This is a genomic window from Rhodopseudomonas palustris BisB18, from assembly GCF_000013745.1.
Lineage (GTDB): Bacteria > Pseudomonadota > Alphaproteobacteria > Rhizobiales > Xanthobacteraceae > Rhodopseudomonas_A > Rhodopseudomonas_A palustris_F.
Window position 1 is genome coordinate 3,192,799 of record NC_007925.1, and the last position, 15,641, is coordinate 3,208,439.

The following is a 15,641-nucleotide window of genomic DNA, read 5'->3' on the forward strand; positions in this document are numbered from 1 at the left end:
ACTCCGTCGACTGCAGGGTGACCAAGATGCCGCTGACCGACCTGATCAACGCCTTTCAGCAAAACGTCATCCAGCAGAATGGGGTGATGACGGGCGCCGACCTGGCCCGGCTTCGCACGCTGCTCACCGATGGCACGCTTGGTGAATTGCGGATCTTCATCGGGGCGTCGTCGGGGCTCGGGCATCAAGCCAGTTCGATCAATATCCTGAAGCGCATGATTGGGTTCGGCTGTGCGGGGCCGATCCGGGTTGTCTACGAAGTCGACGCGGACGATCCGAACCTGCCAAAACTGGCCGTCCTTCTGCCGGGCTTCAACCCGAACAACCCCGGCGCTCCCTATCAGCTCAACGGCGTCAATCTCGTCTTCACCGCATATCAGGCCGGTACCCCCCTCGGGCTCGCTGCCGCTAGGTTGGCAATCTGCGGCGGTTCCGAACTCAACGTCAACATGACGGCGGCGGATAGACTCAACGTCGATGCCTATCTGCAATTGCAGCCGTTCCAATGGCCGTTGCAGGACAATCTGCTCTGGCAGCGCCCGGCGGAAGGTCAGCAGGAGCGCATCGTCTTGAATGCCGTCCCGGCGTTGGGTCCGGGGTTTGTCGACCGCGCCTTTTACATGCCGGAACCGACGGTGTCGGACCAGGAATGGGACACGCTGTTCGACAGCTTTCCCAATCAGGAGCAGCTGCATATTGCCGAACTGATCGACGGTTTCATGCAGCCGGATACGGACAAGCAGATCAACTTCCTGCCGGTGTATGGAATTGGCGACACGGCAGGCGGCAGCATCTCGACCTTGACCGGACGCTCGTGGGGAATTCTCTACAGCCTCACGGCGGCGGTCGCCTATGCGCAGCAGCAAGGCGACGAAACCTTGCAGCGTCCGACAGTCATCGGCGTCGTCAGCCGGATGCAGGCCAGCTCGTGGGCGGACTTCACGCTCGCGGTCAACGGGCAGCTCAATTGTCCGGCGCCAGACGGATCGAACAGCTTCCAGCTGGCGATGACCTATGCCACCGCCAACGGCCTGCCGCAGCGCGTGCGGGTCCAGAGCACCAGTAATTCCGCGGCATTCCTAGCCGCGGTCGACGCGTTGCAGAACAACGAGATTCTGGTCGTGGCGATGCCGGATCTGCCGCCGGACGTCTTCAATCTCATGTATGGGATCGCCTCGCTGCCCTTCGTGTTCGAGGGCAAGGGAACCGCGAACCTCGCGCTCAATCTCGGCATGCCCTACATCCACATGGCGCGTGGCGGCGTCTCCGTCTACCCGACGACGTTCCTCGGCGGTGGTCAACAATTCGTCGCCGCCATGTCGGCGAATATCGGCGTAATCGTTGCGGAATTGCAGCAATGGCTGTCGCTGTGGCCGGCCAATCAGGCGGACACGCCCGCCGCCCGGATTGGCACCTACATCATTCAGTCGATCACCCTCGCGAACGGCCCCTACCAGCAGTATTTCACGTCAATCTCGACGTTTTATCACGCCGAGCAGAACGACAAGCTGCTGATGTCGTTGATCTGGTCGCTGCAGCAGCTGCCAGTCTGGGCCCAGCAGCAACAACTGGCCGCGCGCCGTGCCGCACTGGCGCGTGCCGATGCCGAAAGCCCGCTGCAGCAGTTCTACAACACGCTGACGGCCAACGTCAGCAGCGGCGTTCTCAACCTGATTCCCGGCGCGCTGAACACCGGCATCATATTCGATCTTCTGACCAAGATCATCGGCAGCGATTCCCTTTCGATCGGCTCGGGCCTGACCGCGGTTACGATTTCCTTCTCCTCGCCCTACGACAAGATCACGGTCACCGGCCCGACGCTCTCCTTTGGTTCGGGCAGCCTTGCATCCGATATCGTCTTCACGGCGGGCGAAACGCTGGAGAGCCTGACGGCAGCCCTCACGCTGCATGGCAAGGATTTCAGCTTCGAGGGTGCGCCCTGGTTCACCGTCGACGATACGTCAATTGCGGTGACGGTCGCCGACTCCGGCCAGCGCATTCAGGGCGAAGTCACGGGCTTGTTCATGATCGGGAAAACGCCGGTCTCGGTGAGCTTTGCCTACCCGGCCGGCCAGAACGAGCTGCTGTTCAAGGGTGACTTCGGCAACAACCCGCCGGGCTTCAACGAACTCTTCCAGCTGCTCGGCGGCATCAACTTCCTGCCGACATTGCCGCCGCCGCTCAATCTCGCGTCCAACCTGACGCTGAAGGGCATTCAGCTCGCCTACGACTACAGCCGCACAGCCGTCACTGGCCTCAACGTCAATATCGCCACGGCGGCGGACTGGCCGATCTTCGGCAAGGTCGCCTTGCAGAAAGGGGCGATGCTGACGGTCGCTGTCGCTTCGCCAACTGGCTCGCGGCAAGTGTCATGGCTCGCGGCCGGCACCATCACGATCGGCAAAGGGCGCATTTCGCTCGGTATTTCCTACCCAGACATTTCGATGACCGCGCAGATGGAGGATGGCAGCCGGCCGATCCCGCTCGGCGACTTCCTAACGTTCTTCCTGCCGCCCAGCTATACGCTCGATCTTTCCGCCAACGTCACCCTTCTCACCATGTCGGTGCAGCCGGTCAAGACGCCTGTCTACGCCGTGTCCGGCGCGCTCGATACCGATTGGCCGATCGAAATCGCAGGCGTCAGGATTTTCACCCTCACCGGCCTGTCGATGGACGTCAACGGGACCGGAAGCAATCCGACCGGCTCGATTACCGCCGAGACGACGATGTTCATCGGGCAACCGACCGAGTTCCGGCTTGCCGTGACGGCTGCCTATCTCGGATCCGGCAAATGGCAGTTCTCCGGCACGCTGTCGCAAGGCACCATCAGCGTCGTCGACATCTTGCGAACCTATCTCCCTGCGGGATGGATCCCGACGCCCGCACCGAAAATCGACATTACCGCGTTCAACGCCAAAATTGCGTCGAGCGGCACCAAGGGCGTCGGCAATTCCTACGAAGTCGGCGGCACCGTCAAGGTCTGGGACGTACCGTTCCTCAAAGACATCAATTTCGAGAGCACCATCATCGGCAAGTTCGGCTATCTGGCCGCCGGCGCACCGGTCGTCGGCATGGGCGTTGCGCGCGTACCCATCAGCCCGGAGCTTTTCCCGATTGTCGATGCAAACGGCCGGCATGCCCTCGTGCGTGCCGTCGAAGGCGGGGCGGCAAAGCCAGGATATTACGGCGAGATCGCCGCCCTCATCACCTGGTCGAACATCAAGCTCAGGCTCGCCTATTCGTTCGAGCCGAACTACCAGTGCTATCTCATCACCTGGGGCATCTTCACCGGCAAGCTCGAAGAAAAACTCGTCGACCAGAAACCGCACTGGATCGCCTCGATCGGATTTACCGAGGGCACGACGCTCGGCGGCATGATCGAGACCTTCATTTCGTGGGCAACCGGTTCGCGATTCGGCCTTGCCGCGCCCTGGAACGTCCTCAACAGCATCAGTCTCAGCAATTTTTCGCTGGTCTTCGACATCACCGCCGGCACGGTCTCCTTTCAGATCAACATCGGCCCGATCGAGATGGGCTTTGCCCGGCTCACCGCGATTTCGGTGCAGTACAACAACGACAAGGCCAATCCGAAGGACAACGGCGTCCGGGTCAACATTGTCGGCGAGTTCCGTTGGCAGGACAACCCGTCGCAGCCGCTCAACTGGGACGCGGCAAAGCCGGAGACGACACCGGCCCCTCCCGGCGGCGGCAACAAATATATCGACATCCGCCTGCTCGCACTCGGCCAGCATGTCACGGCGTCCTGCTTCCCTACGTCGAAGACCGTGCAACAGGCGATCGCCTGCATGGCGACCCTGCCACCACCGAAGGCCGGAGAAATTCCGCCGATCCAGTTCGATGCATCGAGCAACTGGCTGATCGGCATGGACTTCGGCGTCCTGAAGATCGAGGACGACGAAAAGGGCGGCTATGTCGTCACGCTGCAAATCGTCTTCAACGATCCGAACCTCTACGGGCTGCGTCTCGCGCTGGAAGGCTCGGCGGCGAAGATCTTCAAGGGCCTCGATTTCCAGATCATGTACCGCAAGATATCGGACAATCTCGGCGTCTATCAGGCCGAGATCGCCCTACCGGCGATCATGCGCAAGTTTCAGACCGGCGTTTTCACCATCACACTGCCAATCTTTGCCATCCAGGTCTACACCAACGGCGACTTCCTGATCGATATCGGCTTCCCCTGGAACGAGAACTTCGCACGCTCCTTCACGATCGAGGCGATCGTGCCGCCCGGCATTCCGCTCATCGGTGGCGGCGGCATCTATTTCGGAAAATTGTCGAGTGCAACGTCAACGGCGGTTCCCGCGGTGACCAACGGCACCTTCAATCCGGTCATCGTATTCGGCTTCGGCGCGCAGCTCGGTCTCGGCAAATCCGTCGAGATCGGCATTCTCAGCGCTGGCTTCAGCCTCACCGTGTTCGGCATCATCGAAGGCGTTCTCGCCAAATGGAACCCCTATACGGCGACCAATGTCGGCACGAGCGGCAACGATCAGCTGCAGGGCCAGTATTTCTTTTCGCTCTCCGGCACGATGGGTATCATCGGCCTTCTCTACGGCACCGTCGACTTCGCCATCATCAAGGCCAGCGTGCGCATCGAGATCAAGATCTACGCGCAGATCGTCTTTGCAAGCTATCAGGATATTCCTATCACCGTCGCCGCCTCGGTCGACGTCACGGCGGAAGTCACCATCAACCTCGGCCTGTTCAAGATCCACCTCAGCTTCAGCTTCTCCGCCCGCGTCAAGGAAACCTTCGTCCTCACCACGGCGCATGATTCGCCATGGCATCTGGCGTCGCCGCAGGCGAAGGCCCTGCCGCGCATGGCGCGTCCGCTCAATGCGCGGCTCGGCAGACGCAACTCGCGCCGCGGCCTGCGAACCGCCTTGCAGCCGGTCTGGTCGAACCTGAGCAAGCCCGCCGCCAAGGCTGCGCTGGCGGGCTATTGCGCGGCCGCACCGACCATCGCCGGCGATCAGGCGACGCAGCTCAGCCAGCAGCTGCCGTGCTATATCCTGTCGATCTTCATCGACAGCGTGAAATCGGCAAGCGCCGATCCGCATTCGAGCGCCCGCAAGGCGGCCGGCGAAGTCGCCGATACGCCGTTCGAGTTGTTGGCGAAACGCGTCGCCCAATGGGCGATCGCTGCGATCGGAACGGAGCCAATGTCTCCCGGCCAGGTCGACAAGGCCATCGTGACGCCAGCCCAGCTCGACGCGCTCCTGCAATATCTGTCGGACACGACGACGAACCCGACGCCGATCCCGCGCGCAGCCATCGATGCATTCCTGTCGGATCAGGTCAGCTTCGCGCTGCACGCACCGCCGACGACCGCCGGCGAGGCCGACGTCGCCTACTTCCCGATGCCGGTCGCGCTCGAACTGAACGTTCCGGCATATGGCAGCGCCGCGGCCTTGAAATACAGTTTCACCGACTACAACAGCATCACTGACGCCTACCTCCTGATGTTACGCGACTATTTCAACGAGCTCGCGGTCAAGGTCGAAGGCGAACAGAAAGCGCCGAAGAATGCGCGGCTGGCGCTCGCCAACGGCGACACGTCGATGGCCGACTTCATCTTCACCGATTACTTCCTCCTCGTCATGCGCCAGGTGGTGCAGGCGCTGCAGGACGGCCTGCGCGACTACAAGTATCCGATCCAGTCCAGCCAGACCTGCAACGACGTGGTCACCTGGGTCAATACGACCGGAAAATTGAGCGGCGATGACGCCTACACGCTCGCCGACCTGTTCGCCGACAACGGCGATCATGCGCTGGCGGGCGGCAAGACACTGGCCGTCAATGGCACGACGTATGCGATCCAGCCCGGCGACAGCTTCGTCGGCATCGCGGGCGATGCCCGCTTTGGCTCTGCTTTCGACGCCACCCAGCTGGCGACGCTCAATGCGGAAACCGCTGGTGTTATCGCAGGTGGCAAGACGTACACTTACAACGCTAGCAGCTACACCACACTCGGTGCCGATACGCTCTCGACGTTGGCGGAGACTTTCGGCACCACGGTCGCAGATCTTCTCGCCAACAGCGACATCCGGACGAACACGGACCTGCTGGCCCCGCTCGGCGCGATGCATGTCCCCGCTTACCCGGTCACGACCGCGACCGGCGATACACTGACCGGCCTCGCCGGCAAACTCGGTGTCAGCATGCTCGATCTCGCCGCGACGGATAACGGCGCGATTGCCGGCCTGTTCGATCCGGTTGCCGATCCATATCTCGATATCGCGCATCTGCCGCAGTTCGAGGTCGGCGCGCTCATTCAGGAAGCGCAGCGCGCGCTGGCGCTGCAACAGCTCTCGGGCATGGTGTCGCGCTACTATTTCCACGGCATGCGCCTGCCGACGTCAGGCATCACGCCGAATGCGATAGGCATGTGGGTGACCGACCAGGGCGGCCAACTGAAGCTTCCGGACACGGCAGGCCTCTTTGCCCTGACCGGCCAGCAGATCGCCCTGCCGACGATCGTGGCGCCAAACAACTACACCATCACGCTCAACGGCTTCACGGCCCTCGGCTGGATGACGTCCCCCGGCGGCAACAGTTTCACGCTGACGGTGACGCCTGATTCGGTCGAGAATGCTGCAATCACTGCATTGACCAACTATGCCCGTGGCAATGCGCTCGATATTCCGGCATCCGGACTGGGCGCCGGGCAGATGGTGGCAAGTGCGGCGGCGACCTATCCGCTCGCCTCGCCGATCATCTGGCAGAGCACTGCCGGCATCGCGCTGCCCTATGCGCCGGCGCCGGCGGCTCCGAAGACCGTCAATCTCTGGATGCTGCCCAATGCCATGGTCGCGCTGCCCGACCCGACAACGCGCGCCATCAATCCGCGCTTCACCTTCTCCGTCGAACGCTACGATCAGGCCAGCGCGACGACGGTATCGACGCCTGTCGTCGACTACGGTCTGGCTTCGGCCGTCGGCTTCTCGGTCAAGAAAGTACCCGATCAGGGTGCTTCGAGCCCGGCCAGTTCGACGACCTATGAAATCGTCGGTGCTGGCGGCCAGGACGTCGTCGTACTCGAACGCCTGCTTGCGGCAATCGGCGGCAACGATTCGGCGATCTTCCAGATCACACTCGGCTTTGCCAGCTCCAGCACCGGCGGTACGTCGGGAATTGAAAGCGCTGCCGCGGACCGGCTGACGCTCGGCATTTCGCAGGTCAATCTGTCCACCGTGACCCGCCCGCCCGGTGCGCGCCAGGTTGCCGATGCAGAGGCGCCGATCGCGGCAGGCCCGACAGTTCTCAACAAGCCGACCGAATTCATCCGCCTGCTCTGGGAAGCGAGCATCACGCGCTCGGGCGGTTTCTTCCTGTATTATTTCGATGGCGCGACCGGGAGCGGGCTGCCGGACCGGATATTCAACGACAAGGGCGAAGCGCCGCTGACGATGATCGTCACTTACGCCAAGCCGTCCCAACCCGAGCTGCAGAACGCGATCACCAATTACATCAACGCGGTGATCATTGGCGACGCCGTGGATCTCAGCGACGCCTCTATCGTGGCGACGAGCGCGGGCGTCGTACATACTATCACGACAGGCACAGAGGACAGCCTCGGCGGCATCGCGACACGCTATTTCGCCCAGATTGCCGACGTCGCGGCCGCTGCGGCGCCATTGCAACTGGCGAGCAAGGCCACACCGACGGTCGAGAACGGCGTTTATTTCGTCTCGCCGCTGGCGACCGCTGCTGAGCGCGATCCAGACGCGATCGCGCGTCGCTTCGGCATCACTCTCAATCAGTTGAAGGACGCCAATCCGGCAATCACGTCGTGGCAAAATCCGCTGCCGCTCTATACCGGTTTGCGGCTGCCGGACATCACGCTTGCCATCGGATCCAGCCCCGGAGGCACGACGCTTGCCGCCATCGCGGCCTATTACGGCACGACAGTGGTTGCGCTTGCGGTCGACAACGCCGAACTGACCGGTCTGCTTGCCGCAAACCAGGCTCTGACCGTGGTCAGCGGCCCGACAGTGTTGTCCTCGACCGTCACCGCCGGCGTGCAGTCGACTGCCGCGCACCGACCGATGCCGATGTCGGTGCCGAGCGATCCGGCTGCGCCCGGCTATGCCGTCGATTTCCTGACTAACGCTTTCAGCCTTCTCGGCTATCTGGTGGCCGCCAATCAGGACTTCAAAGCCAGCAATATGGGACTGCCCGCCGGCCCGCAGGCGCCAACCGGCAACGTATCGAGCAAGATGCTCCGCCCGCGCGCGCTCGCCGACGGCGGCAGCTGGGACTACACGCTGTCGATCCCCTATACCGGCTTGAGCAAGACCGGGGGCGGTGCGACCGGCGTTCGTCTCCAAGCCAACGACAGCCCCTATCGCGGCAATGGTTCGCTTCTGCAGCTGAATTTCTCGTGGCAGGATCTCTACGGCAATCTGATCATCACCACGCTGTCGAACCCGGCGCCGGCGAGCAACAGCCCGCTCAACCGTTCGCCAATCCTCATCGGCTACACCGATGCACTGGTCGGTCTGGCGCGGTGGCCTTCGGTGTCGTCCGGCTGGAGCGTCTTGCCGGCTGCCGGCGGCGGCCAGCCGACGCTCGCGGTCGATCTGTCGTTCAGCCCCACGGCCTATCAGTCGCCCGAGGAGAATCCCGACGGGACGAAATCCTGGCGGCAGAATGCCATTCAGGCGCTGCCGACCTATGTGACACTCCTCTACCAGCTCACAGATCCCAAGGGCGTTGCGCTGACTCTCGCGACCTCGCTGCTTGCAGATGAGCAGGCGATCCCGTCGACGCAAGTTGCCGGCCTCCTGCAATGGCTGCAGGCTATCTTTGCTTTCATTCAGGATCGCGCGGACGGCAACAAGGCTGTCGCCGTCCCGCCGCCAAGCCCGACACCGGCAATCCGCGTCCCCTTCAATCCTGCCGATATCGTCAAGGATCAGATCTTCCTTCTTACGCTGGACTTCGTGATGGCGCGCACGGGTGGCGTGTTCGAGGGAGATTGCGGCGCGCTCGATGGCGTCCGCCGCGTGGCGACCGGCATATCGCCGACGGGCGACCAAGACGGCAGCGCCTCGCTGACCGGCTTTGCGGCAGGCCTGCGCCAGGCCCTGTCGACGTCGGCCTATTCGATCAATGCGGCAACCGGCATCGACCGGACGCAACCGTCCGCCGGCAGGGCCGCACCGGCGATCTCGGCTGTCCGTCTCGGTACCACGATCGGCGAGCCGATCCACTACAGCTTGCGCAACCCCGGCAAGCCGATCGTGCTAGCGCCACGCCCGATATCGAACGTGCTGATCTCGCGCAACAATGTACCGATCTACGACTATGTGAGCGGTGTCGGCATCGATTTTTCCGAGCCGTCGCACATGCTGGATTTCTCCAACATCGATTACGACGTCTGGATGAGCCAGTTGTTCGCTGCGGTCGACACAGTACTGACGCCGGTCTTCACCTCGGCGATCCTGCTCGTCGATGGCCGAACCAAGGATCCGGTGGAGGGAGGGTATCTGGGACAATTGCTGGCCTCGAAGGAGGCTCTGGCCAGCTCGGCGTCGACCCTCATGGTAGCGGTCTACAAGGATCAGACGGCCGACGAGGCCGGGCTCATTGCCGCCCGCGAGGCATTCTATCAGGAAATGCTGGTCGCGCTCGGCAATGCCTACAGCGTCCATGCCGCGATCGAGTTCCTCGCGGATGTCAAGGCGGACGCCCGGGACGACGACATGTCGTACCCGCCCAATCTCTATGGCTCCGTCAGCGGCACGATGGCGAGTACGGTTTCCTTCACGGCAGCGAAGCTCGCGTTGCAAACTACTTCCGCCGCCGAGCCCGCGGTACTCGTCTCGCTTGTGACTGCGCCCGGCGTGGTCAAGAACGCCGACGGCAGCGTGCAACAGGTGCTGAGCGTGACGGGCGCCAAATATGATGGTATCTCGATCGAACATCAGATCTCCGATGTGCCAGGTATCCAAGACTACAAGGCGTCGAGCTGGCTCGCCTTCGTTGAAGCATCGGCCGGAACGGCACTGTCGAGCCAGCTCGGCAATTTCGACGTCCCGCTCGTCCTACGGTCCTTCCCAACCACCCCGGCGATGACGGATCAGAGCGGCGCGCAGAGCCATCCTGACGCCACCGAACTGGCAAACCTGCTCGAATGGACCTACCAGTTCACCTATTCGCTCGATTTCCATTATCCGCAGGATCGCATCTACGCCGAAGTGATCTTCAACGTTGCGGAGGGTGGCTTGCGAGCGATGGCGGTCGACGCCTTTGGCGCGCTTGCCGAATTCGTCACGGTCTATCCGAGCGTGGCGATCGATCTCAACGGCATTCTGGCGAAAGTCGACGCAACGACGGTCGACCCCGCCACGATCGCCAAGGCGACGGTCGCGATCAAATCCTTCAACCAGTTGGTCGATCATGTCGCCACGTTCGGCGACAGCATGAACCTGGTCGCCCGCGGGGCCTCGCGCAGCCATCAGGGCTCGAGCGCGGCCAAATATGACTTCATCGTTTCCGAGGCGCCCGGCCGGGTCGAGGGCTACGACTACGACGTTCTCGTGGTGACGATTGACGGCGCGCCGCCGGAAGGGATCTCCCCGCCGACCGTGACGATCGCGGGCTACAAGACGAAAACGTTTGCGACGACTGCCGCCGCCTTCAGCTTCTATTTCGTTGATAGCGACGAAAAGCCGCTCAGCAACGCCCTCGGCCAAGCCATCGGCGACCGCACTGTCCTGCTGGCCGAGATGCAGGTGCTGCAGCGGCAGGATGCCTGGTCGTGCGTCCTTCTAAAACGGAACGAGTTCCTCGGCGGCAGGGCGATCGCCGATGCTTTCGTCTATACGACGCCGGAGGTGAAATTTGCGGCGCCCTATCATCCTGTGGTTGGCTCGAGCCAGCCGGTGCAGGTCGCGGAACTGGGGTCGCTGGACGGCAATCCCGTCACGCGCTCGCTGCAGGACCAGCTGACGGCGGTCTTTGCGGCGCTGCTGAAAAACTACGTCGCCGACACCATCACCGTGCAGATGGAATGCAGCTACAGCTATGCCATCAATCCGGCGCTGTCGCTTGTTTCGCTGCCGGTCGTGATGCAGCCGCCGACAACGGTCGCGGTCGCCGCCGGGCCCCCGCAGCCACAACAGCCCGATCTTGCCGGGATGATCGCAACTCTTTCCGGTGCCATCGAGCTCTGGTTCGACGCGAACGAGCCGCATGCCGAAAATGGCCAACTGGATTTCGTACTGACGATCATGTCGTCGATGACGGTTCACCCGATGCCGCTGGTGCGCCTCGACAATCTGCAATTGCCGATCATCTATGTCGATCCCCCGCTCAAGACGCGATGAAACCGGTCGATGTGAAACGGATTACAACCCCGGATTGAGACCCGAGCTTGAGCATGAACCGTAAAAGTGTGAAGCGGTTTTTCTCACGACAAGCGCAAAGCGTTTGCGCGCAGATCATGCTCAAACAATGAGCCAAAGCACGATGATGATTCATCCCAATCTCATCGTGCTTTGGCGTGAGCAAGGATTCCAGGCTCGTGCTAGAGTGACCTGCCCCTGAGATTTTCCTCCAGTTGGAGTTAGAGTCCGGCTCTGACGAGGACGGACTGATGAAGCGGGCACGGTTTACGGAAGAGCAAATCATTGCGGTGCTGAAGGAGCACGAGGCCGGCGCGAAGACCGCCGATCTGGCGCGCAAGCACGGGATCTCGGAGACGACGTTTTACAATTGGAAGGCCAAATTCGGCGCGATGGACGTCTCCGAAGCCAAAGCGGCTGAAGGCTTTGGAGGAGGCGAACGCCAAGCTTAAGAAGCTGCTGGCCGAGCAGATGCTGGATGCCCCGCACTGCGCGAGTTGCTGTCAAAAAAAAGCTAGGGCCCGTCGCCCAGCGCGAGGGCGTCGCGCACCTTCAGGCCGTGATGGGCCTTCTCGCTGACACACCGGTCTTGAAAACCGGCGTGCCGTTCCTAAGATCACGCTCGTCGCGCGCTAATAATCGTCGTCGCTGGGAGCGTCGCCGGTTTCGCGCAGTTCGACGGTGCCGAGCTTGAAGATGCGCTGTTCGGCATAGACCGAGGGTTCGATGACCGTGAACGCGGCATTGGGATACCGCTGCCAGATCGCGAGGTCGTTGGCGGTGACAATGACGACGCCGAATCGATAGCGATATTGGCCGGGTTCGCTGACATGGCCGATCTCGGCCCAGGTGATCTTGTTCATTCCAGCAGCCCTAGCACAGCCCTTGCCGCCTCATCCATGTTCCGCGCACCGTCGTGGTGAGTGTCGCGCCATGTTGCTCCGCGCGGACCGCATCAAATCGCCGAACCCCCGCGCCGTCGCCGGAACCAATCTCGCCGCCATCGCTTGCCGATTCAATCAGGCGAAAGGCGACGGCGATGATCGAGGCGCTGGACGTTTTGCAAATGGCGCTGCGTGCGCTGCTGGTGGCGGCCGCGATCGGATGCGGCGTGGTCGGGGTGGTGATGGCGAGCCGGTATTTGGCTGACATCGCGCGCGTGCGACCGCGACTGATCAAGACCGGTTCGGCGCGTCTTCCGCTGCGCCGGCCGCCGGGGGCGCGGCCGCGCCGCAAGCGCAGCGACCTCGCCTGGCGGCATGGCAGCGTCGATCTGCCGGACCGGGAATCCGACTAGAGCCATTTGCGTGTGCGCTGTGGATGGCGGCGTCATGGGGTTTCGCGCCGCCGCCGCCGGCGATACGGTCCCGCTTTAGATTCGTAAACGGGCGTGCGGAGATGGCTGACGACGAAGCAGAGTTCGACATCGATCGCTACCGGACGCTGCTCGCCCAAGCCGATGACGAAGCCAGCCGCCTCGCCCTGATCGAACTGCTGATCGAAGAAAACGCGCGCGACCGCTTGGCCGCCGACGACGCGCGTCGGCAAGCGCTGAGCCAGGCCGAAACCATCCGCCGCCTGCTCCGGAACCATTCCAGCTGATCGCCGCCGGCGGCGGTGCTCAGAACTCGCGCGACACCGCGTTGCTCGGGGTCGGCCGGTCGGTGATCTGCTGGCCGAACAGGCTGCCGATCAGTTCGATCGCGGTGCGCGCGGTTTGGCCGCGCACGTCGAGAAACGGATTGAGCTCGACGATGTCGACCGAGCGCACCAGCCCGGCGTCGTGCAACAGCTCCATCACCAGATGGGCTTCGCGATAGGTGGCGCCGCCCGGCACCGTGGTGCCGACGCCGGGCGCCAGCTCCGGATCGAGAAAATCGACGTCGAACGAGACGTGCAGCACGCCGTTGCGCGCCTGCACCCGCTCGATGAAGCTGCGCATCAACACCCCGACCCCGAACTCGTCGATCCGCCGCATGTCGGCGATGCTGATGCGGCGGCTCTGCACCAATTGCTTTTCCAGCCGGTCGATCGAGCGGATGCCGAACAGTTCGAGCCGGCCGGGATCGAGCGACGCCCGCGGCTCGTCGCCGAGCAGCCGGTCGAGCCCGCTTTCGCCGCAGAGGAACCCCGCCGACATGCCGTGCATGTTGCCGGTGATGGTGGTGGCCGGGGTGTTGTAGTCGGCATGGGCGTCGAGCCAGAGCAGGAACAGCTCGCGGCCCTGCTGCTGCCAGTGGCGAGCGACGCCGTTGACCGAGCCCATCGACAGCGTGTGGTCGCCGCCGAGAAAGATCGGGATCGCGCCGGATTGCGCCAGCGTGTAGGCGCGCGCGCTGAGCGCGCGGACCCAGCCCTGGATCTGGCGATATTGCCGGGCGTTGGCGGGCAACGCCTCGTCAGCGTCGTCGATCGGCGGCGTCGGCAAAAGATCGCCGTGGTCCTCGACCACGAAGCCCAACGCCGTCAGCAATGGCAGCAGTCCCGCGGTGCGCAACGCCGCCGGCCCCATCAGGGTGCCGGGCTGCGAGGCGCCGAGGTCAACCGCTGCGCCCAGCACCGCCAGGCGCTTCGGCGCTCCGCAATGAGCAGATTCGTTCACCACCGACCTCCAGGCTCGAAACCGCGCGCCGGATTGCCGGTCACGCCCCCTTACCTAGCCGCAGATCGGCGCTTGGTTCCCGCGAGCCCCGATTGCAGGCGACTCGCGGGCGCCCGCCTTTAGTCCGCCTAGTTGAACTTGGCGGTGTCGGCCTGGTCCCGGTAGCGGTTGCCCTCATAGATCTTGAAGATATACCAGCCGGCCAGCACCAGCGCCGCCAGCACCACGATGCCCTGGTTGGCCGGCAACATCAGCTTCAACGCCACCAGCGCCAGCGCCACGGTGTAGGCTTTCACCAGCTTGTCGCGGTCCAGCAGCGCGGTCTGGAAGTCCACCCAGTTCTCGCGCTTCCAAACCGGCGGCTTCAGCCGATCCAGCCCCAGCCGCGCCAGTGCGCCCCTGAAGCCGAGTTCGTTGGCCCACAGCAGAAACAGCGCCAGCCCGAGCACGGCCAGGAAGACGATCGACCATTGCGGACCGGCCGCGAAGCCGATGATGAACACGACCGCAGCCGTGAATGCAGCAATCCAGGAGTTCATGTGTCTGACCTTTCATCCCGGTGGACGACTGTCGAAGCCGCACCGGGCTCATGAGGCGCGCGACTATTTGCGCGCACAAAGAACGACGATGTTGTTCGCGCTCGAGCCGCAGGTTGCCGTCATCACGCCATCCTCGACCCGGATCGCTTCGGAGAATTTCGCCCCGGTGACGCCGACGCAAATCGCCGACACCAGCGCTTCATTGGAATCGCAGGCCGCCGGACAGCCGTCCGAGGCGCAGGACTCCGAGGTGATCGCGCGGATCGGGCTGACCACGACGGGCGATGCCGGCGTCAACGCCGCCTCGGTTCGATCGCCTTGCGCCGCCTCGTTGCGGCCGCCCGCCGCCAGAAACAGGACCACTGCAACCGCTGCTGAAAGAAGTATCATCGTGGAAGATCGCATCTCACTACCTCCGTACCTTCGCAGTTGGCCATAGCCTGCTCGCGGACCCAGCGTATCAGGCCTCACGCGACTCGACAGTGCTTTCTGCAAAAATAATCCGAAGCCGTCGGCGGCGTCGAGAGCGGGCCATCGCGACCATCAACGCGATTCCATTGGCGCGGCTGTGACAGCGGCGGCGCAGCTTGGCGCAAATTTTAGCCGCAGCGGAATTCACGGAGTGCAGCGGGCGCCGCCGCGCGCGCCGCGCAGCAGCGGTGCGGGCAGACCCAACAATCGCGCGCGCAGCGCGGGCGCGGCGAACTAATCGCACACCTCGATCCGGCGAATTCGCCAGCCGGCACGGGTCATCACCCGCTGCCGCAGCGGGTAGCAATCGCCGTCGCTGAAGTCGGGCCCGCTGCCGTAGCGGAACGTGCCCGCGTAGTACGGCCCGTAGACGCCGAAGAAGGCGCCGCGCGGCACGCCGCTGCGCGCCGCGGCCTCGTCGGCCGACAACACTGCGGCGCCGGCCAGGGCCAACGCGATGACAAACGCTCGACGCAACATCACATCGCTCCGTTGCAGACAGACACGGTAAAATCACGCCGAAACCGCCGCCGTGTCAACGATCTGTTGGACGCGGGTTGCGCCGCCCGAGCTGGCGCATGCCCCCGCCCTGCCCTGGCCGATGATGACGCAAGCCGGATCGATGCTATAGGTTTGCTCATTGCCGCTTTGCGAAAC

General features: G+C 63.3%; 8 protein-coding genes and 1 pseudogene. 4 read left to right on the forward strand and 5 right to left on the reverse strand.

Annotated elements, in window-relative coordinates:
* The first annotated feature begins 26 nt into the window (after positions 1-26).
* Together RPC_RS14645 and RPC_RS26250 are read left to right on the forward strand one after the other, a co-directional pair.
* On the forward strand, positions 27-11,354 hold the full coding sequence (locus tag RPC_RS14645) for a hypothetical protein (protein WP_157043214.1): 11,328 nt from the start codon (positions 27-29) through the stop codon (positions 11,352-11,354).
* Positions 11,355-11,623: 269 nt separating this feature from the next.
* Positions 11,624-11,941 (forward strand): annotated as a pseudogene (locus RPC_RS26250) (transposase); the annotation flags it as partial.
* 63 nt (positions 11,942-12,004) lie between these two features.
* Here the strand turns inward: RPC_RS26250 and RPC_RS14655 are convergent.
* The gene (locus RPC_RS14655) at positions 12,005-12,235 is read right to left on the reverse strand and encodes a hypothetical protein (RefSeq protein ID WP_011473368.1); all 231 of its coding nucleotides are present in this window, start codon (positions 12,233-12,235) and stop codon (positions 12,005-12,007) included.
* Positions 12,236-12,411: 176 nt separating this feature from the next.
* On the opposite strand from RPC_RS14655, the gene RPC_RS14660 reads away from it, so the two are divergent.
* A complete protein-coding gene (locus RPC_RS14660; protein ID WP_041801856.1) occupies positions 12,412-12,669 on the forward strand; it encodes a hypothetical protein in 258 nt (85 codons plus the stop codon).
* Positions 12,670-12,770: 101 nt separating this feature from the next.
* Positions 12,771-12,974 carry a hypothetical protein gene (locus RPC_RS14665; RefSeq protein ID WP_041801858.1) on the forward strand — a complete coding sequence of 68 codons (204 nt, stop codon included), beginning with the start codon at positions 12,771-12,773 and terminating at the stop codon, positions 12,972-12,974.
* Positions 12,975-12,993: 19 nt separating this feature from the next.
* Here RPC_RS14665 and rocF read toward each other — a convergent pair whose 3' ends face one another.
* From rocF to RPC_RS14685, 4 genes are all read right to left on the reverse strand, one after another.
* Positions 12,994-13,974, reverse strand: a complete 981-nt coding sequence (gene rocF, locus RPC_RS14670) for an arginase (RefSeq protein ID WP_011473370.1) — start codon at positions 13,972-13,974, stop codon at positions 12,994-12,996.
* A 128-nt stretch (positions 13,975-14,102) separates the two neighbouring features.
* Complete coding sequence (locus tag RPC_RS14675) at positions 14,103-14,513, reverse strand: hypothetical protein (RefSeq protein WP_011473371.1); 411 nt, start codon at positions 14,511-14,513, stop codon at positions 14,103-14,105.
* A 63-nt stretch (positions 14,514-14,576) separates the two neighbouring features.
* Positions 14,577-14,903 (reverse strand): hypothetical protein, encoded by a 327-nt coding sequence (locus tag RPC_RS26515; protein WP_415914712.1) that lies wholly within the window; start codon positions 14,901-14,903, stop codon positions 14,577-14,579.
* 315 nt (positions 14,904-15,218) lie between these two features.
* Positions 15,219-15,464 carry a hypothetical protein gene (locus RPC_RS14685; protein WP_011473373.1) on the reverse strand — a complete coding sequence of 82 codons (246 nt, stop codon included), beginning with the start codon at positions 15,462-15,464 and terminating at the stop codon, positions 15,219-15,221.
* Positions 15,465-15,641: the final 177 nt, after the last annotated feature.

What these genes read in the sequence shown, in the direction of transcription:
- RPC_RS14645 (WP_157043214.1), top strand. Translation starts at nt 27, where the DNA reads ATGCCGCTGACCGACCTGATCAACGCCTTTCAGCAAAACGTCATCCAG.
- RPC_RS14655 (WP_011473368.1), bottom strand. Translation starts at nt 12,235, where the DNA reads ATGAACAAGATCACCTGGGCCGAGATCGGCCATGTCAGCGAACCCGGC.
- RPC_RS14660 (WP_041801856.1), top strand. Translation starts at nt 12,412, where the DNA reads ATGATCGAGGCGCTGGACGTTTTGCAAATGGCGCTGCGTGCGCTGCTG.
- RPC_RS14665 (WP_041801858.1), top strand. Translation starts at nt 12,771, where the DNA reads ATGGCTGACGACGAAGCAGAGTTCGACATCGATCGCTACCGGACGCTG.
- RPC_RS14675 (WP_011473371.1), bottom strand. Translation starts at nt 14,513, where the DNA reads ATGAACTCCTGGATTGCTGCATTCACGGCTGCGGTCGTGTTCATCATC.
- RPC_RS26515 (WP_415914712.1), bottom strand. Translation starts at nt 14,903, where the DNA reads ATGATACTTCTTTCAGCAGCGGTTGCAGTGGTCCTGTTTCTGGCGGCG.
- RPC_RS14685 (WP_011473373.1), bottom strand. Translation starts at nt 15,464, where the DNA reads ATGTTGCGTCGAGCGTTTGTCATCGCGTTGGCCCTGGCCGGCGCCGCA.